18 protein-coding genes and 1 pseudogene are annotated in these 17,838 nt (G+C 43.6%); 8 read left to right on the top strand and 11 right to left on the bottom strand.

Annotated elements, in window-relative coordinates:
• The first annotated feature begins 11 nt into the window (after window positions 1-11).
• Window positions 12-485: a hypothetical protein gene (locus H6G40_RS13325; RefSeq protein ID WP_002744871.1), complete on the top strand. Its 474-nt coding sequence runs from the start codon at window positions 12-14 to the stop codon at window positions 483-485.
• A gap of 68 nt (window positions 486-553) precedes the next feature.
• Here H6G40_RS13325 and H6G40_RS13330 read toward each other — a convergent pair whose 3' ends face one another.
• Window positions 554-1,426: a hypothetical protein gene (locus tag H6G40_RS13330; RefSeq protein ID WP_069474322.1), complete on the bottom strand. Its 873-nt coding sequence runs from the start codon at window positions 1,424-1,426 to the stop codon at window positions 554-556.
• Between the two features lie 274 nt (window positions 1,427-1,700).
• Here H6G40_RS13330 and H6G40_RS13335 point away from each other — a divergent pair, with 274 nt between their 5' ends.
• A complete protein-coding gene (locus H6G40_RS13335; RefSeq protein WP_002778188.1) occupies window positions 1,701-2,519 on the top strand; it encodes a tetratricopeptide repeat protein in 819 nt (272 codons plus the stop codon).
• Window positions 2,520-3,040: 521 nt separating this feature from the next.
• On the opposite strand, the gene H6G40_RS13340 is transcribed toward H6G40_RS13335, so the two are convergent.
• The 4 genes from H6G40_RS13340 to def form a co-directional block, all read right to left on the bottom strand.
• Entirely contained in the window at window positions 3,041-3,460 is a 420-nt protein-coding gene (locus tag H6G40_RS13340; protein WP_002739402.1) for a YraN family protein, read from the bottom strand.
• Between the two features lie 153 nt (window positions 3,461-3,613).
• Window positions 3,614-3,991, bottom strand: a complete 378-nt coding sequence (locus H6G40_RS13345; RefSeq protein ID WP_002755488.1) for a DUF3110 domain-containing protein — start codon at window positions 3,989-3,991, stop codon at window positions 3,614-3,616.
• Between the two features lie 79 nt (window positions 3,992-4,070).
• Window positions 4,071-4,532, bottom strand: coding sequence for a DUF2996 domain-containing protein (locus H6G40_RS13350; protein WP_002739064.1), 462 nt, complete (start codon window positions 4,530-4,532; stop codon window positions 4,071-4,073).
• 184 nt (window positions 4,533-4,716) lie between these two features.
• Window positions 4,717-5,295, bottom strand: coding sequence for a peptide deformylase (gene def / locus H6G40_RS13355; protein ID WP_002778184.1), 579 nt, complete (start codon window positions 5,293-5,295; stop codon window positions 4,717-4,719).
• A gap of 84 nt (window positions 5,296-5,379) precedes the next feature.
• Between def and dnaA the strand changes: the two genes are divergently transcribed.
• Window positions 5,380-6,714 carry a chromosomal replication initiator protein DnaA gene (gene dnaA / locus H6G40_RS13360; protein ID WP_002738765.1) on the top strand — a complete coding sequence of 445 codons (1,335 nt, stop codon included), beginning with the start codon at window positions 5,380-5,382 and terminating at the stop codon, window positions 6,712-6,714.
• A gap of 105 nt (window positions 6,715-6,819) precedes the next feature.
• Here dnaA and H6G40_RS13365 read toward each other — a convergent pair whose 3' ends face one another.
• Complete coding sequence (locus H6G40_RS13365) at window positions 6,820-7,770, bottom strand: heme o synthase (RefSeq protein WP_002738594.1); 951 nt, start codon at window positions 7,768-7,770, stop codon at window positions 6,820-6,822.
• A gap of 13 nt (window positions 7,771-7,783) precedes the next feature.
• A complete protein-coding gene (locus H6G40_RS13370; RefSeq protein ID WP_002739311.1) occupies window positions 7,784-8,704 on the bottom strand; it encodes a COX15/CtaA family protein in 921 nt (306 codons plus the stop codon).
• A 314-nt stretch (window positions 8,705-9,018) separates the two neighbouring features.
• Here H6G40_RS13370 and H6G40_RS13375 point away from each other — a divergent pair, with 314 nt between their 5' ends.
• The 3 genes from H6G40_RS13375 (at window position 9,019) to H6G40_RS13385 (ending at window position 12,506) form a co-directional block, all read left to right on the top strand.
• Window positions 9,019-9,984, top strand: a complete 966-nt coding sequence (locus H6G40_RS13375) for a cytochrome c oxidase subunit II (protein ID WP_002778178.1) — start codon at window positions 9,019-9,021, stop codon at window positions 9,982-9,984.
• A gap of 29 nt (window positions 9,985-10,013) precedes the next feature.
• Window positions 10,014-11,690: a cytochrome c oxidase subunit I gene (ctaD, locus tag H6G40_RS13380; RefSeq protein WP_002738565.1), complete on the top strand. Its 1,677-nt coding sequence runs from the start codon at window positions 10,014-10,016 to the stop codon at window positions 11,688-11,690.
• Window positions 11,691-11,882: 192 nt separating this feature from the next.
• Window positions 11,883-12,506 (top strand): cytochrome c oxidase subunit 3, encoded by a 624-nt coding sequence (locus tag H6G40_RS13385; protein WP_002738397.1) that lies wholly within the window; start codon window positions 11,883-11,885, stop codon window positions 12,504-12,506.
• A 142-nt stretch (window positions 12,507-12,648) separates the two neighbouring features.
• Here H6G40_RS13385 and H6G40_RS13390 read toward each other — a convergent pair whose 3' ends face one another.
• Both H6G40_RS13390 and H6G40_RS13395 read right to left on the bottom strand, forming a co-directional pair.
• Entirely contained in the window at window positions 12,649-13,011 is a 363-nt protein-coding gene (locus H6G40_RS13390; RefSeq protein WP_016516957.1) for an acyl carrier protein, read from the bottom strand.
• Window positions 12,989-14,788: an acyl-CoA dehydrogenase family protein gene (locus tag H6G40_RS13395; RefSeq protein ID WP_069473955.1), complete on the bottom strand. Its 1,800-nt coding sequence runs from the start codon at window positions 14,786-14,788 to the stop codon at window positions 12,989-12,991. The genes H6G40_RS13390 and H6G40_RS13395 overlap by 23 nt, the downstream gene beginning before the upstream one ends.
• 445 nt (window positions 14,789-15,233) lie before the next feature.
• Here H6G40_RS13395 and H6G40_RS13400 point away from each other — a divergent pair, with 445 nt between their 5' ends.
• Both H6G40_RS13400 and H6G40_RS13405 read left to right on the top strand, forming a co-directional pair.
• Window positions 15,234-16,343 carry a DUF262 domain-containing protein gene (locus H6G40_RS13400; protein WP_123230126.1) on the top strand — a complete coding sequence of 370 codons (1,110 nt, stop codon included), beginning with the start codon at window positions 15,234-15,236 and terminating at the stop codon, window positions 16,341-16,343.
• 5 nt (window positions 16,344-16,348) lie between these two features.
• Window positions 16,349-17,005, top strand: coding sequence for an MAE_28990/MAE_18760 family HEPN-like nuclease (locus tag H6G40_RS13405; protein WP_042790853.1), 657 nt, complete (start codon window positions 16,349-16,351; stop codon window positions 17,003-17,005).
• A 316-nt stretch (window positions 17,006-17,321) separates the two neighbouring features.
• On the opposite strand, the pseudogene H6G40_RS23295 reads toward H6G40_RS13405, so the two are convergent.
• A pseudogene (locus H6G40_RS23295) lies at window positions 17,322-17,429 on the bottom strand (DUF29 family protein); the annotation flags it as partial.
• 81 nt (window positions 17,430-17,510) lie between these two features.
• Window positions 17,511-17,747 carry a DUF29 family protein gene (locus H6G40_RS23300; protein ID WP_002737413.1) on the bottom strand — a complete coding sequence of 79 codons (237 nt, stop codon included), beginning with the start codon at window positions 17,745-17,747 and terminating at the stop codon, window positions 17,511-17,513.
• Window positions 17,748-17,838: the final 91 nt, after the last annotated feature.

Genomic DNA, 17,838 nt, shown 5'->3' on the forward strand with positions numbered 1-17,838 from the left:
TACTAATTAAAATGAGAAAATCAAAGCTAGATTTAGCTAACCGTTTAAATCAATCCCGAAAAAGGAAATATAATAAATTCTTGACTTCCTCCTTATATTTAACAACTATTCTGGTTTTATGTTATCTAGTTTATCTCAATCTTCCTTGGTCTTTCCATCTTTTTGTGCGTTGGGCGACTAAAGGGGGTGATTTAGACAAAATTCCTGCCAAATTTTATGCAGAACTTAATCAATTATGTTTGAGGGCAGATAGTAGGGGCGAAGTAAGAACGAGAAACTATACAGAATATACAGAAATTGCCGAATCTCTTGGTACATTTAGATGTACTTTAGTTAATGGTGGTCAAGAGTGGTTAATAGAAGATTATAAATCTTTTAGTTCTGCCGATGAAGCGATTTTAGGCACTCAGTTGGCGGTTTTTATCACCGAGATTTTGGGAACAGGTTATAGTTATAGAATTCGCGCTCGTATTCCCAGATACTAACGAGCAAATAACTCCTGAAAAAAAACCTTAAACCTAGGGATGGGTTCTGCACCCATCCTTAGAAAAAATTAGTTTTCCGATAGGGGTTTGGATCGGGAAGGCCGAGGGATAGGGGATTGTCCGGGGGCAAAAGGTCGCTTTTCTCCTTCCCCTTCCGGTCGAGAATATCTATCGGCCGAGGGATGACGATTTTTATCAAAAGGCTTTTTAAAACCTCCCTTACCCATCGGTTTTTTCTTACTGGCAAAACCGAGGTCTAAACCTTCCAAAATGATTAAGGCATCTCCTTTCAGTTGTACCTGAAAATCCCAAAAACGACCGATCGGTTTACCTGGTAAAGTGCCGCGCAATTTTAGTTTAAAAAACTTGGGTTTGTCCGCTTCAGTTTTGGGCATCTGTCGGATTTTGACCACTACCGCTTGATTTTCCCGTTCAGTAAAGATGACTTCGCCTCGAATCGAAAAATAACCCGGGGTAGAAGCGGGTAGAGGCTCTATCTCCTGATCATCCTCTTTTTTCAGGGTTTCTGGTTCCCAAACACCGACAATCTGAACATGAAGGGCATCATTTTCCTGACGGGTGCGGGGATAAACTACCCAAAGATGGGGTTTTTCCAGATCGAGATGATTTTTAACCAAACTGATCACCCGACCGAGAATCACAGAATCGATCAGAGTACCATCGGCAGTTAAAATATTGCCTTTAGTTAATTGTTCCTCCGATCGCTGATAATGGCCATAGACGAGACCGATCGCCCGATACTGCCGCAGATGACTGGGAGGGGGGATCGGTTGTTGACGTTTGACTTCTTCGGGGGTGGCTGACTCTACGGCTGAGTCAGCCTCAGTATGGGGGGACTCAAGGGGGACTTCCTGAAATTCCACTTCAGGAGTCGGGGGGGTTTTCGGTGATTCGGTAAACCGATTCCCAGGACGATTCATATCACACTCCTAGCGGCGGAGACACATAGTAAATTAGTAATCAAGCAAGTCAAAAGCGCGACCTGGGGGGTTGCAATAACCCTCTAGGGCGACTCTACTGGCATCTAGTATATTAAGAACCATGATCTTCTGACTGTCAACCTTATCAAAACCCTTTTGAGTCTTGACTGTCTGCCCATTGTACTCAATAAAGAGCGGCGAATTCGATCGATCCCCTCATCAAATCTCCAGATTTCCATAACATTTTCCTGTCTGTCCCCTCCCACCCCAGTCTATGAAAGCCTCTCTCTCTAACCGTCGTTGGCTGTCCATCGGTCTCATCCTGATGTTATTTGCCTTGCTGTCTTTCTCAATCATGCCGCTATTGACTTCTATTCTCCAGAGTCAGCACTCCTCGGGCCAGAGTCATCTGTCCGCAGTGAAACAAGAGGAATTAGCCAGTCAAGCACTGGGTTATCAGATGGTTTTAGAGCGTGAACTCGATAATCAGACGGCTTTGCGGGGATTATTAGATATTCGCCTACAGCAGGGCGATTTAAAGCAAGCGATCGAACCTTTAGAAAAATTAGCGCAACTTAACCCCCAACAATCCGATTATCTACTACTTTTAGCGGAAGCAAAACAGCAAATAGAGGACTATGCAGGAGCCACAGCCAGTTATCGCAGTCTTTTGGCCTCCCATCCCCAAAATCTACGGGCCTTAACTGGATTAACTAATTTGTTTCTCAGCCAAAACCGCCATACCGAGGCGATTAGTCTAGTCAAAGACACGATTGATCGTGCTTTAAAAGCCGCTGCCGATCCCAATAATCCCGCTAGTTTAATCGATATCGTTTCCGTTCAGTTACTTTTAGGCAAAATCTATTTCGAGCAGCAAAATTATCCGGAAGCTTTAAACACCTATAAACAAGCTCAACAGATGGATGTTAACGATTTCCGACCGATTTTAGCGACGGCGATCGTACTAAAAGAACAGGGCAAAAATCAAGAGGCTCAACCCCTCTTTCAAGAGGCTCTCAGTCGCGCTCCTTTTGCCTACAGAGAGGAGATTCAGTCCCTAATCAGGAGTCAGGAGATAGGAGTCAGGAGATAGGAGATAGGAGATAGGAGATAGGAGATTATTTTATTTATTCTCCCCACACCCCACACCCCACACCCCACACCCCATACCCCACACCCCACTTCCCATAGTTTTGTAACGGCAATTTTTGCTAAAAATCAATAAATGTAAACTTTAATCACAAGCTCGATCGAGTCCCGACAAAGGTGTTATATTAAAAACATAAAGGCACAAGGGAAGCGACTCAACTTCCTTTCAGGCAAAAAGACCTAGAGCCTGTGCCACCTGCTCTAGCTCAACGCAACAGCTAAATCGGACGCAGATTCTCAAAGTTTGTAAAGTAAAGTATGGTTTCGCCTCTGTTGCTCGATATAGGACAGATGGAGTGAGCCGTAATCAGCACCTGAGTCGGTAAACTGAGAAATCTTGATAGTTGACAGATAGACTGTTGTGGTTTCTGTAAACCTCTATTATGTTGAGTCCGTTAATTTTTTAGGAGTCCATATCGTTTGTACAAGATAAAGCCCGCCTCCCTAGGCGGGCCTATTGTGTTTTTAGAAAACCGCCACGAGATATTCCTGTAACTGCAATTGATAACCTGCCTGTCGCTGACAGGGATAATCAAGGGAAAACTCAGGTAAAGCTAATAGAGAACTTTTTTGACAACTAACTAAAGCCACATCGAAGCGACAGGTTAAATCGGACCATTGGGGATAAAAGGAGAGAAATATCTGAGCAGCTTCGTAAATTCTCCCCTGTTTACGGTCATCGATTGCTAATTTGCCCCCTAAATCCCAATTGCCAGCGCTGCGGGTTTTCACCTCGACAAAAGCGAGAATCGCCTGAGATTTAGATAAGACGATTAAATCGATTTCACCGCCGCCACTACGCCAACGACGCTGGAGGATATGCCATTGCTGTAATTGCAACCAATCCGCCACCAAATTTTCGCCCAATTCCCCCACGGTTGTCATATTCAGTGAACAGTTATCAGTGAACAGTTATCAGTGAACAGGGAACAATATTGATTTATTGTCCTGTCTTCTGACTCTGAACTCCTGACTACTGGCTACTGTCTCCTGTCTCCTAACCAAGCAGGACAATTTTCGATTTTTACAAGAGGTTTATTACAAAAGTCCTTCTAGACGACGACGGATGCTGTCTAACTCCGCATCGGGAATCTCGGAAAACTCCTCCTCGGCGGGGGGGACTTCCTCTTTTTGCCAATCCAACTCCTCGGCATTGCTTTCGGGGGGAATTACCAACATACCCGCTTCAATCATTTCCGCTTGATAGCCAGCGCTGCGACAAAATTCTGCCACTTCCTCCGAATCAATTTTCTCTACCGTGGGAGTCGGAAAATCCTGGGCCTCTAACAACAGCGCATAACGGGTGGCATCATCTTCCGATTCAAACATCAACACCTTATTGATAGCTCCCATTTGAATGGTGTGGATACCTTCGTTTTCTGTGCCTGCGTTAAAAAGTAGTACAAATACACGCATAATTACTATTAGCGATCGATAAGCAGTGGTCGTCTATGCTCATTTTACCCCCCTTCTCGATCGCTAATCCCCAGCAATTTTAGTTTCTTGTCAACCACTTTTGACCGTTAAGCCGTTGCAGGGTGTAAAACAACAGTAAATCAAGACTAACTTTCCTTTCATCGATCATAAATGATTCAAGTGTACTAGGTTTAGCACCGCCCTCAGCTTGAGAAAAAGCTTTTTTGCCATTGATGTCTTCTTCTAAAAAATAAATGCTAAATTGACGCATTCCCCCGAGCCAATTGCCAGTTAACTGCCAACAGGGAGAGCTAGAAAAGCCCTGCACGGGAATTTTATCCTGTTTAAAGGACAGCTTTATATCAGTTATACCCAGCTTTTGCAAGGCGGCAGCCAATGCGGGCTGAAAATGCTGCTCGATAAATTCAGCAAAGGGTTTTTCCTCAACGGTAGGCTCCTTGGGTTTTTTAGCAGCCGCAGGTTGAGCCGGTTTTGCTGCTTCTGCTGCCGGAGTTGCTGGGGTGGTGGTTTCTTCTGCCATAGGAATTAATCTGGAATGGGTAGGTAGCTACAATTATATTTTCTCCCGGGTTATCAGTTATCAGTTTTTTTAGCTAAGTAGTGTAGTTGGGTGCTAAAAACTATCATATCCCCCCGCCTAAGCTGTATTGAATTTAAACTGCGTATTGGAAATTTTAGTACAAATGCTCAAACTAATTCTCCCGTTAACGCTTATATTCAGCAATATTACTGATTTTTTGGTATTCTTCCTCCGAGTATAAATCCGCCGGAGAAGCAAGGCGATCAAGAAAGAGGATTCCCTCCAGATGATCGTATTCGTGTTGAAAGATGCGTGCGACAAAATCCCTGAAAACTTGACGGATTTCCCGACCATTGCGACCAGAATAGGACACCTCAATCCACTGATGACGGGGGACAAAACCGCGCCAATTGGGGACACTGAGACAACCTTCCCAACCCTTGACCATTTCCTCGCTCACCTGCAAAATACGCGGATTAATCATGGCAGTGGGTGACATGATCGGAGCGTCGGGATAACGAGGATTGGGACCAGAAGCAACGATAAACAGACGCAGAGACCGAGCAACTTGGGGCGCGGCGATTCCCACCCCGTGGGCAGCTTGCACCGTGGTAATCAGGGAATCGATCAAATTTTGACAGTCAGAATCGAGAAGATTATCGATCTCCGGTGCTTTTTGCTGTAGAATTGGGTTTCCTAATTGGGTGATTGTTAAAACTTGTGTCATCTGTATAAGGATTAATTGTTTCGCTCTGAAAATCATTTTATCGTCAACGGCAAAATCTCGCTAAACTGATAAGGTTTCCCCGCAGCAGCACTAGAGCAACTTTGTTAATCAAAATTAACCGTGGATAGCAGCACCCAACAACTTTGGCATAATCTCCTAGAGCGTCTAAAATTACTATTAACCCGTCCCGCTTTTGAGACTTGGTTTCAAACGGCAACGGTTAAAGAATGGCAAAACGATCGCTTAGTAATTCAGGCTGCCAATCCCTTTATTCTTAACCATCTTCAGAAAAATTATCTGTCAACAATTGCCGAAGTAGTGGAGGATATCGTCGGTTATCCCGTCGAGATTCAACTAACGGCACAACAGGGCGATTTGATCGCTATTTTCCAGCCTAACAGTAGCTTAGAATCAGAATTACCGCCCAGTAATCAACTTAACCCTAAATATAATTTTTCCCGTTTTGTTGTCGGTCCAACTAACCGCATGGCCCACGCGGCTGCTTTAGCGGTGGCGGAATTACCCGGACGCGAATTTAACCCGCTTTTTCTCTGTGGTGGTGTGGGATTAGGTAAAACCCATTTAATGCAGGCCATCGGTCATTATCGTCTGGAATTATATCCCCAATCCAAGGTTTTTTATGTATCGACGGAACAATTCACGAATGATTTAATCACCGCTATCCGTCAAGATAGTATGGAAAGTTTTCGTAATCATTATCGTCATGCTGACATATTATTAGTGGATGATCTGCAATTTATTGAAGGAAAAGAATACACTCAAGAAGAATTTTTTCATACCTTTAATACCCTGCACGAAGCGGGAAAACAGGTAGTTTTAGCCTCCGATCGCCTCCCCAAACAGATTCCCAGTTTACAGGATCGTTTAATTTCTCGCTTTTCTATGGGATTAGTCGCCGATATCCAAGCACCAGATATCGAAACTCGCATGGCAATTTTACAAAAAAAGGCCGAGTACGAAAATCTGCGTCTCCCAAGAGAAGTTATCGAATATATTGCCGTTAATTATACTTCTAATATTCGCGAATTAGAGGGGGCATTAATCCGGGCTACTACTTATATTTCTATCTCCGGATTGCCGATGACGGTAAAAAATATCGCGCCAGTTTTAAATCCACCAATGGCCAAAATTGCCACTTCTCCTGAGATTATTATGGCGGTAGTAGCGGAAAAATTTCAACTCTCGATCGCTGATCTAAAGGGAAATTCCCGCCGACGAGAAATTAGTTTTGCTCGACAGATTGGGATGTATTTAATGCGTCAACACACGGATTTAAGTTTACCGCGCATTGGCGAAGAATTTGGCGGCAAAGATCACACCACCGTTATTTATAGCTGTGATAAAATCAACCTTTCCCAACATCAAGATCGACAATTACAAGAAATCTTAGCGCAACTAATCGAGCGAATTAACTCCCTCAGTCGCAATCAGTAGTCGGAGGGAATTATGAATTATGAATTGGGGAGATGGGGTTTTTCAGTAAACAGTAATCAGTGAACTGAAAACTCACATCTGATAACTGATAACTGATAACTGAGATTAACTACAGGGGAATAAACTGGCAATTGTAGCGAGGAGACGAGAGGTCATGGGTAAACTATCGATCACCATAGCTGTACATAATAACATCATGTAAAGAATGGAATATTTAAACAGCGATCGAGCCATGTCTCGATCAAAAGGATTCTGTTTTAATTGCCAAGCTTTTTTCAGGAAAACAAACCCTAAAACCAAAGCCGCTAGACCATAAACCACACCACAGGCAGCCAAGGGATAAATCAGGAGGAAAGTGAAAGGAACGACGATTAAAGTATAGAGCCAAATCTGTTCGCTAGTGGCTTCTTCCCCTTTAACTACGGGCATCATCGGGATATCCACTTCTGCATAATCATCCTTGATCATTAAAGCTAAAGCCCAAAAATGGGGAGGAGTCCAAAGAAAAATAATGGCGAATAAAATCCAGGGAATCCAACCGAGATCGCCCGTTACTGCCGCCCAACCGACGAGGGGAGGAATCGAGCCAGCCGCGCCACCGATAACAATATTTTGGATACTATGACGCTTGAGCAGATGGGTATAAATCAGCATATAAAATGCGATACCGGTCATTGCTAAAAATCCGCTCAAAGTATTGACAAAAAAGACAAAAAGTGCTAGAGAAAGGGAGGCTAAAACCAGGGCAAAAATGAGGGCGTGGAGGGGTTGTACGCGACCGGAGGGGATCGGACGGGCGCGAGTACGAAGCATGGTGTGATCGATGTCGCGATCATAGATGCAGTTTAAGGTTTGAGCGGCGGCGGCGGCGAGAGTGCCACCGAGGAGAGTAAGAAAGAGTAAGAGGGGGGAAACCTGACCTTTAGAGGCGATTTCCATGGCAGCGGCCGTGGTAATCAGCAGTAGAGGAATAATTCGCGGTTTAGTGAGTTGATAATAACTTTTAGCGACTTGTAAAAAATTATCGTGGTGGCGAAGGGCTTGAGTTCCAGTCATCGTGATTAAATCCTTAGAGATGGCTTATAGACGCGAAAGAACGATCGCGAAGGGCAAAAGTGGTAAAAGCGACGAGGGTTCCCACCAATAGCGCACCGATGCTGTGGTGGGTAATGGTTAAGGGTTCCACCTGGAGATGTAGTTTCAGGGTGGCAACGCCTAAAAACACCTGTAGGGCGACTAATCCCCCGGCGCTAAAAGCTAGTTTTTTGAGGAGAGGATGGATAGCGGCAGCTCGCCAAGCGAAGAAAACTAGGGTTAACACCGAGATAGTGGCGGGAAAAACCCCGATAATGTGGCTATTCATCACCGTGCAGAGTTGGGAAACCGTTAAACACTGATGGGCTGCCCAACGGGAACCGACGAGACCGCCGAGGAGACATTGCAGATAAACTAGACTGGTGGCGACCATTCCCATCCCGGTTAGTTTTCCGACCGTACCTGTGCCACGGTAGGGAGTCAGACCGATAGCAATGACGATTAGGGTGGCAAAAAAGAGCAAAGCTGTGGCTAAATGGGCGGTTACGATGTCAAATCGCAGTAATTGGGTGACGGTTAATCCTCCCAGGACTCCTTGCAGCAGAATTAAAGCCAAGGCGGCGATCGCAGATGGCCACAGCCAAGGGGGAAGATGGCGACGATACCACCAAGACAGACCGACGAGAGCGATCGTACTAAACCCGATCAAAGAGGCATCGAGACGATGAAACCACTCCAGAAATACCTGTAGATTCATCTGCTGACTGGGAATCCATTGACCGTAACAGAGGGGCCAATCGGGACAAGCTAAACCGGCGTTCATAACTCTGGTGGCAGCGCCCACCACCATGAGGGCGAAAGTAGCGATCGCAATTTTCCAAACTAAGCGGCGCATCCACACCTGAATATGGCCGGTTTCTCTTAGGGGTGTCGGGTTAAAAACAGATTCGGTCATCGGTTTGCCTGTTCTCAAGGAGTCTGTCATCAAAGATCCTGGCTTGGTTTGCCAGTCAGTTATCACTGTGAATGAGTTTTTTTACGACTGGTAAAACCTTTTAGATATTCTTTAGATTTCTGGCCATTTCCGTTACATTTGTTTACATAAACTCAGAATAAAACATAAAAATTAGTTATTTTAAATACTTTCCCCGAAAACGATCCCAAAGAAAAGATAAAATTCTCAGAAGATGCTGGTTAAATTTCCCATCTATAGGGGAATCATGTTTTAGCCTTGAATAAGTAGCCACTATTAAAAATATTGAAAAGACCGTGAAAATTCCCAGCAGTATCCTGACGCTCGTACTCGGGATCACCTTAACCTTAATTAGTCTCTGGTATGGCCAAAATCATGGCTTAATGCCTGTGGCCGCTTCTGAAGATGCTCAGGAGATAGATAATATCTTTAATCTGATGATGACCATCGCCACGGGACTATTTTTAATAGTTGAAGGCGTGATTATCTATATAGTGATTCGCTTTCGCCGTAAACCGGGGGATCAAACCGACGGGCCGGCAGTGGAGGGCAATGTCCCCCTAGAAATCTTCTGGACAGCCATCCCGACGGTAATCGTTTTTATCCTTGCCGTCTATAGCTTCGAGATTTATAACAATATCGGCGGTCTCGATCCCTTGATTTCCAAGGGTGGCAAAGGAGAAATCGCCCACCACGGTCATCACCACGGCACGATGATGGCCATGGGCGGCGATCGCAGAGTAGCCCTAGGTATCGGCAATTCCTACGATGGTGAAGGAGTTCCCCCCCTAGTGGTCAATGTTAAAGGTATTCAATACGCTTGGATCTTCACCTATCCCGAAACCGGCATTGTTTCCGGAGAACTGCACGCTCCCGTCAATCGTCCCGTGCAACTGAATATGGAAGCAGGGGATGTGATCCATGCTTTCTGGGTTCCCCAATTGCGTCTAAAACAGGACGTTATCCCCGGACAGGAAACGGTGTTATCGTTCACATCCAACCAAATTGGTCAATATCCGATCATTTGTGCGGAACTTTGCGGGGCCTATCACGGCGGCATGAAATCTAGCTTTGTGGTTCACTCCCAAGCCGATTACGACCAATGGGTGCAGGATAACACAATCGCCGAAGTTGACAGCGATCGAACTGTAGCTATGACCGCTAAAGATCGCTCTGATAGTCAATATTTGACCCCCTACACCGAAGAAATGGGCATAAACGGTGAAATCCTCGCCCAAGTTGCCCATCAGCAGCAAATGTAATTTTTCTTGTCATCTAAAATCTTGGCCTTATGACAGCATCAACGGAAATAACCACCCCAGCAACCGTTCCCGAGGTGATCCATCACCGCAAGTGGACCGATTACTTTACTTTCTGCACCGATCATAAAGTCATCGGGATTCAATATCTGGTGACTGCCTTTCTTTTCTTCTTTATTGGCGGTGCTTTCGCGGAAGTGCTGCGGACAGAATTAGCCACTCCCGACCCCGATTTTGTCTCCCCAGAACTATATAACCAATTCATGACCATGCACGGAACGATCATGATCTTTCTTTGGATCGTTCCAGTTGGGGCAGGTTTTGCCAATTATCTCATTCCCCTGATGATTGGGGCGGAAGATATGGCTTTTCCTCGTCTTAACGCTGTGGCTTTCTGGCTTAATCCCCCCGGCGGGCTGCTATTATTATCCAGTTTCTTTGTCGGCGCACCCCAGTCCGGTTGGACTTCCTATCCACCTTTAAGCTTAATTAGCGGCAAATGGGGGGAAGAATTGTGGATTTTGAGCCTTTTATTGATCGGGACTTCTTCGATTTTAGGCTCGATTAATTTCATCACCACGATCCTGAAAATGCGGATTCCTGAGATGGATTTGTACAGTATGCCGCTATTTTGTTGGGCAATGCTGGCCACCTCGACTCTGGTACTGCTTTCCACTCCCGTTCTCGCTTCTGCTCTCGTTCTCTTGTCCTTTGATTTAATCGCCGGCACGAGCTTTTTTAACCCTGCTGGCGGCGGCGATCCGGTGGTTTATCAGCATATGTTCTGGTTTTACTCCCATCCTGCTGTTTATATCATGATTTTGCCCTTTTTCGGCACTATATCGGAGATATTACCGGTTCATGCGCGTAAACCGATTTTTGGTTATCGAGCGATCGCCTATTCCAGTCTCACCATCTGTTTCTTGGGTTTAATCGTCTGGGCCCACCATATGTTCACCAGCGGCACCCCCGGCTGGTTACGGATGTTTTTCATGGCGGCAACTATGTTAATCGCCGTTCCCACCGGCATTAAAATCTTTAGTTGGTGTGCCACTCTTTGGGGGGGTAAACTTAGTCTCAATACGTCTTTATTATTTGGGATCGGTTTCCTGTCTTCCTTCCTCATCGGTGGTTTGACTGGGATTATGTTGGCTTCTGTTCCCTTCGATATCCACGTCCACGATACCTATTTTGTCGTCGGTCACTTCCATTATGTACTATTTGGTGGTACGGCAATGGCCCTGTTTGCTGCCGTTTACCATTGGTTCCCGAAAATGACCGGACGGATGTATAACGAGACTCTCGGTCGTATCCACTTTGTTCTCAGTTTTATCGGTTTGAATTTAACTTTCATGCCGATGCACGAATTGGGATTATTGGGTATGAACCGTCGTATTGCCCTGTATGATGTGCAGTTTCAGGATTTAAATGTTCTTAGTACCGCAGGAGCTTATATTCTCGGTATATCGAGTATTCCCTTCGCTATTAATATGGTCTGGAGTGCCTTTAAAGGTCAACCGGCTGGTCGTAATCCTTGGCGCGCTTTAACCCTAGAATGGCAAACCTCCTCCCCCCCAATTATCGAGAATTTTGAGGAAATGCCGATTCTTTGGTCTGGCCCCTACGATTACGGTATTGATATGGAAGAATCGGAAGCAGCGGAATCAGTACAAGATCTCCTCGCTGAAGTGGGTGCTGAATCCCAATAATCAGTTATCAGTTATCAGTTATCAGTTATCAGATGTGAGTTTTCAGTTATCAGTTATCAGATGTGAGTTTTCAGTTCACTGTTTACTGTTTACTGTTTACTGTTTACTGATCACTGAAAAAAAGCTTCCCACTTCCCACTTCCCACTGACAAAAAGCTCCCCGTCTCCTGTGTAAACTAAGGACATTCAATCATGCAAGGTTCAACGCTCGAAGATTCTCAACTCTCTGTCAATTATCATCAGGAAACAGTGGAACACGGACATCATGGCCACCCGGATCATCGCTTATTCGGTGTGGTTTTGTTTCTAGTGGCGGAAAGTTCCATCTTTTTAGGCTTATTTGCCGCTTTCTTGTTCTACCGTACCATGTTACCCGTTTGGCCCCCCGCCGGCACGCCCGAATTAGAATTAACCCTACCGACAATTAACACGATTATTCTGGTGTCCAGTAGTTTTGTTATGCACATAGGACAAAAGGCGATTAAACAAAACAATAATGCCGGTTTACAATTGTGGTTCGGTATTACTGCCCTGATGGGAATTATCTTCCTTTGTGGTCAAGGATACGAATATTATCACGCTGAATTCGGTCTGACAACTAATGTTTTCACCAGCGCTTTTTATGCCTTAACCGGATTCCACGGTCTCCACGTTACCTTCGGTTTAGTGCTGATTCTATCTGTCCTCTGGCGTTCTCGTCAAAAAGACCACTATTCTAGTCAATCTCACTTTGGTGTGGAAGCGGCAGAATTATACTGGCATTTCGTCGATGTGGTCTGGATTATCCTGTTTTTACTGGTGTATATCTTACGCTAATTTTTGTTATTTAGTAGGAGAAAAGGGCGATCAATTGATCGCCCTTTTTTGTATATTTCAATTTACAGCAGTTATCCTCTAGGTTATACTTCATTTTTATGAGAAATGCCGTAACTGGTAACTGATCAATGATAACTGATAATTAACGACGACCGAATAAACTCCAACCTTTGCCACCACTAACGGCCGGTTCAGCTTTTTCAGCGACGGAGGCAACTTCTGCGGGGGTTTCCTCATCAGAAAGATTAGAAAGATCGTAGTTTTCTACTAGGAAAAGAGAGGCTTTTTCAATAGTAGAATAATCCCAGAAAAGGGTAGAAGGTAACTCTTGACCAACCCAATCCTCTAGATCACCCACCATCGTTACTGCATCGATCGAATCTAAACCATAACGGGTTAAAGGTTCAGTCACATTAATTGTTTTAGCATCCAAAGATAACTGATCAGCTAACTGTTTAACTAACCAATTTTGTACCAGATTATTAAGATTGGAGCTGGAGTTCATGGGTTTTTTCCTCGGTAGTTTGTAAATGGGCTAATTGAAAAGGCACAATCGAAAAATGTTGATTTTCTTGATATAATTTCAGCAATTCTTGGGCAACATTTTCTACATACACCTCAGATAGAGTGTAAGGCAGCGGCCGCAGAGTTCGCAGTAATCGGTGTAAACTCAACACCAACCATTCCCCCCGGGCAAAAAATTCCCCCAAGATAGAACGATTATAAAGCCAAGTGTGTAAACAAGCAGAAGCGGCGTGTAAAGTGCAGTATTTCTTGGCAATCTCGAACAATTCGGGTGATTGGTCGTGACCATACTCGAATTTCGATTGACTAATCTTTTCATCGTGAGCATTTAGTTCCTCTAAAACTAAATTACCCAACATCAATAGATTTTCTAATATCTCTGGGTCCACTTCGTCAGAATTTTTCAATCCTTCCAGTATATCAAGGGCAATTTCTAAACCTTGCAGGGAATCATCCATTCCCCGGCCAAATAATTCTAAATTATTGGGTTCAAAGGGAGGAACTGACTTTTCTAGGCTAAAAATCGCCTCTAAACGGGTTTTTAACGCCGACATGGTGCGCGAGTTGCGTTTAGCCCGATATTTGGTTAAAGGACGCAATTGTAGGATTAAAGCATGAAGATTGACGATCGAACTGCCGTCAAACATACTGATAATCGAATTATCCCGCAGTAGCTTCTGGAAGATGCCGAATTCGTGTTCTTCTCGCATATAAAAACGCGATCCCAAGACCACATAAACACTATTAACCATCTCCTCCAGACGGACAGTAACAAAATATTTTACCACCGAAGCCCAGACGCTAAACTGTTCGGGGATAATATGAAAACCTCTCGCAGCCGGAATCGTCTCGCAATCACAAATAAGGATGTCAAGGAAAGCATCCACGAGAGTGCGCCGGGGTTGGGGCAAATCCATCACATTTTTGTTATAAATTACTCGATTAACGGCAAAACCGAGGGTAGTTCTTAAAGCGGTATCGGCTGCCCCGTGGGAAAAAGCAGCGCACAACATTCGGGTAATTTGGAAACCTTTCAGGGCTAATTCTAAACCGTCTCCCTCCTCGCGTAAACGCATGGAATCAGGGACGAAACAATCCTTAAAACCAATGCCACTCATATCCGAGGCCCGCACACCATGGGTGTATATTTTCGGCAAATTATAGTATTTTTCGGGGTCTAATTGCCGTTTATCGACCATAAATAGGGTTAAACACTTTGGCCCGCCGTTAGCATCGGTTTTCGCCAAAATAAAGGAAATTCCAGAGATAGTCGCCCGGTTAATCGGCCATTTCTCCCCATTGAGAATATAACCTCCTTCCACCTTCGTCGCGGTCAGATCACCATTGATCAGATCGCTGCCGTGTTCCTTTTCCGAGTAACCCAGACACAGCGCCCCATAGTCATCCATGATAAAACGGGCGAGCTTCTGTTTCTGTTCTGGGGTTCCCGCCATCCAGTTTAAAAACGACCAGAATAGGGTAGTAAAAGCGATGCCGATAGTTTGATCCCGTCGGGAAAGTACCCGCACAAAAGCGACAAATTCCTCAAAAGAGGTGAACTCACCGCCGCAATCCGTGGGAATGTAGTAGTGTTGGAGTTTCCAGTCGTATAACCAGCGAATTTCCTCGTGGGGAAATTCTTCGCTCTCATCAATTTCGATCACCCGCTTGTAGGATAGAGGGTTATCGGGATTGAGAGGATCGCCTAAGTCTTTTTCCAGTGCTTCAGCAGTCCAGTATTGCTTAAGCTTTTTCATAGTGCCTCTAGGACAGATACAATGTGCTTTTCGTCAATGCCTTCGGTTAGAAGACCCGACCATTCACAAAAATTAATGATCATTCTAGACTTTTGGCTGTAGGATGGCAACAATTTTTAATTTCGCCTTTACCTTAAATGTGCTAGAACCCACTGGGGTGGGGTGCTAGACTACCCTCTGCGGTAATTATGTCCAAATTGAGGTGATTAAACCGCACAGTGCGGTATTAGGTTTTATTGAGGCGGTGTTAGACCGATGGAAGTGGGATATTAGGATGGGGGAGGTTACTCGACCGCAGGGAGCGGTATGATTAATAGTTATGCGGCTCGTTCCCTGTTCATACTTTTTCCTTGAATGTAATATTCAACTGGCAGATTACGATTAGAATGTTTAAGGTACAAGTTTTGCTTGCCATAGGGTTTAGAAGTCTAGGAGCAATATGATGATGGAATCAATAGATGAACGGATAGATGCCAAAATTGGTGAGGTTCGTACTGAATCTATCGATCTCAGCTTTGGAGAAATCATCAGTTTATATTCTCAAAATGAACTCATTATTCAACCGGAATATCAAAGGTTATTCCGATGGTCTAATCAACAAAAGTCTCGTTTAATAGAATCCATACTTCTTGAGTTGCCAATACCACAGATATTTACTATTGAGAACTCAGATGGGGTTTTGGAGTTAATTGATGGCTTACAACGCCTTAGCTCTGTGATTCAATTCATTGATGCCAATGTACTGAATTTCACTGATATAGATGGAGAAAAGCTGAAATCTCTAAAGTTAGAAGGTTGTGATCAGATTTCAGAACTTAATAATCTGACTTTTGAAGATTTATCATTGAGACTCAAGCTTAGGATTAAAAGATCCTCTGTAAGGACAGTAATTATTAAAAGGCAAAGTAAGTCTTTTCTGCGTTATGAAATGTTCAAAAGGTTAAATACTGGTGGCTCAATTCTAGCTCCACAGGAAATTCGTAACTGTTCTTCTAGGATGCTTGGTGAGCCAGGTATAAAGTTTTATACATTTCTCCAAGAAAGATCCTCCTATTCAAACTTTAAGACTTGCATAGATACATTGTCTCAATCAGAAAAAGAACAAAAGGGAGACGAAGAGCTTGTCTTAAGATTTTTTGCCGCAAAAAATGCTCAAGATCTCTTCCGGGGGAGTGTGAGAGATTGGTTAGACACATACATGGAAAATATATTATTTGGAGAAATACAATTTGATTATTCTACTGAAACACAAGACTTTAATAGATTATTTGATTACTTGAGCCAAATTCTCGGCAGTGGTGCTTTTGTTCGATATCGCGATCAATCACCAATTGGTGCTTTAGCTCCAGCTTATTTTGAAGCTGTTACAATTGGCGTGTTTAGGATACTAGAAAGATTAGAGAATCTGGATAATTCTTCTGTTAGGGATGAAATAATCAAAATTGTTCAGTCAAACAGCTTTAAGGATAATATTGGACCTGGAGCTAACTCCAGAACTAAGCTTTCTAATAGAATTGGATGTATTCAAGACGGTTTAACTCAGCTTCTGGAGTAATTTTCATGAGTAACTGGGCGAATGAGATCGAGGCTGATCTCAACTGGAGAGAAGGAGAACTGGCTGCAATTAAAATTCAAATATTAACGACTGATAGGGTTAAGCATCCTGTAAGGTATGAAGCTCTCTTGAGAGCTATTACTACTTTGCTATATGCTCACTATGAAGGTTTTTGTAGATTTGCATGGGATTTATACCTCGATACAATTCAAAGGCAAAATATTAAACGCAATCAATGCCGTGAGGAGGTTATAAAGCTATCGCTAAGGAAGCGCTTTAAAGAACTTGGAGGTGATTTGTCAGCAGATGGAGTTTGGAGCTTTTTTTCCAACGAATTGCCAGCTTTAATTAATGAGAATATTGAATTCAATATTCGCTTAGAAGCAGATAGCAATTTAAAGCCTATGCTGCTTAAAAAGAACTCTACAGATGCTGGTTTATCATGCTCAATGGTGGATCAACATGAGCTTTTACTTAAGACATTAGTAAGCAGGAGAAATAATATAGCTCATGGGCAGAAAGAAATAATTCATGATCTGACTGAGTATAACAAGTATGAAAATGCGGCTTTGGAAGCTATGTATGAGCTAGGACTATCTGTAATTGATTGCTTAGATAATCGGAAGTATTTGAAACCATCAAATCCGCCTAGCTCATCATGAAATCTACGCATTTTAATCGCTGTAGAGTGCGTTCCCTAATGTGGCTCCTACTGCTGCACCGATAGTGATTAAACCGCTGACTCATATCATTTTTCAAAAGTGATGACAGACTTAGTTGATTATTCCAAAGTGCAATTCCTCTCTGAGAGCGGAATTGCACTTTCAGATGTTAATCACGACTATTGAAAATTGGTATCAATTTCTTTTTCAACCAGATTTTGGAATACCAGCTATTAGTTGTTGAGCAACTGAAGTAAGGTGGGTATTGCCCACCCTATTGTTGTATGGATGTAAGTTGGATTGCAAGCTCGAGTTTTTAACCAGGTAACGAATCCTCATCAAGAATTTTCTCAATTGTCCAAGGACAGTCAACTGGTAAAGTTAATCCACTTTTGCGGCTCGCTTTTCCCAGTGCTTTTTGATAACAATAACCAAACCCGTTCTAAGGCATGATTGTAGATTACCTGAGAGCGAAATAGCAGGCTCGATTCCAATCTGAAATTATCTATCTCGTCTGTCCATTGGGGTAGGTAGTAAGGATGCTTCCAGTAGGCGTAAAGTAGCAGGTGACTGAGGAGTTGAATAAGAAAAGAAAGCTTTCTGCTTTGTATTTGCGTTCATCCACCATTTCCTCTAATTCCTCGGCTAAAGTTTGCCAATCTAAAGTATTGCGATCAGGCGATCGCAGTTTTGCTGCTTGGTCTTGCAGCCAAGCTACATAGGGTTTGCGGCAAAAAGTCATTGAAAAGTACAGGTCTCTTAATCAATGATTTCACTTAGCTACAAGCATAAGCTTTAGTTGTTGATTAATTTTTTAAATTATAACTTATCCT

It is taken from the genome of Microcystis viridis FACHB-1342 (assembly GCF_014698335.1).
Classification (GTDB): domain Bacteria; phylum Cyanobacteriota; class Cyanobacteriia; order Cyanobacteriales; family Microcystaceae; genus Microcystis; species Microcystis ichthyoblabe_A.

Bases quoted from the DNA above. Each gene is read 5' to 3' on its own strand.
- H6G40_RS13395 (WP_069473955.1), bottom strand. From the start codon at position 14,788: ATGAAAAAGCTTAAGCAATACTGGACTGCTGAAGCACTGGAAAAAGAC.
- H6G40_RS13365 (WP_002738594.1), bottom strand. From the start codon at position 7,770: ATGACTGGAACTCAAGCCCTTCGCCACCACGATAATTTTTTACAAGTC.
- H6G40_RS13330 (WP_069474322.1), bottom strand. From the start codon at position 1,426: ATGAATCGTCCTGGGAATCGGTTTACCGAATCACCGAAAACCCCCCCG.
- ctaD (WP_002738565.1), top strand. From the start codon at position 10,014: ATGACAGCATCAACGGAAATAACCACCCCAGCAACCGTTCCCGAGGTG.
- H6G40_RS13390 (WP_016516957.1), bottom strand. From the start codon at position 13,011: ATGAACTCCAGCTCCAATCTTAATAATCTGGTACAAAATTGGTTAGTT.
- H6G40_RS13350 (WP_002739064.1), bottom strand. From the start codon at position 4,532: ATGGCAGAAGAAACCACCACCCCAGCAACTCCGGCAGCAGAAGCAGCA.
- H6G40_RS13405 (WP_042790853.1), top strand. From the start codon at position 16,349: ATGAGTAACTGGGCGAATGAGATCGAGGCTGATCTCAACTGGAGAGAA.
- H6G40_RS13335 (WP_002778188.1), top strand. From the start codon at position 1,701: ATGAAAGCCTCTCTCTCTAACCGTCGTTGGCTGTCCATCGGTCTCATC.
- H6G40_RS13385 (WP_002738397.1), top strand. From the start codon at position 11,883: ATGCAAGGTTCAACGCTCGAAGATTCTCAACTCTCTGTCAATTATCAT.
- def (WP_002778184.1), bottom strand. From the start codon at position 5,295: ATGATTTTCAGAGCGAAACAATTAATCCTTATACAGATGACACAAGTT.
- H6G40_RS13400 (WP_123230126.1), top strand. From the start codon at position 15,234: ATGGAATCAATAGATGAACGGATAGATGCCAAAATTGGTGAGGTTCGT.
- H6G40_RS13345 (WP_002755488.1), bottom strand. From the start codon at position 3,991: ATGCGTGTATTTGTACTACTTTTTAACGCAGGCACAGAAAACGAAGGT.
- H6G40_RS13340 (WP_002739402.1), bottom strand. From the start codon at position 3,460: ATGACAACCGTGGGGGAATTGGGCGAAAATTTGGTGGCGGATTGGTTG.
- H6G40_RS13370 (WP_002739311.1), bottom strand. From the start codon at position 8,704: ATGACCGAATCTGTTTTTAACCCGACACCCCTAAGAGAAACCGGCCAT.
- H6G40_RS13325 (WP_002744871.1), top strand. From the start codon at position 12: ATGAGAAAATCAAAGCTAGATTTAGCTAACCGTTTAAATCAATCCCGA.
- H6G40_RS23300 (WP_002737413.1), bottom strand. From the start codon at position 17,747: ATGACTTTTTGCCGCAAACCCTATGTAGCTTGGCTGCAAGACCAAGCA.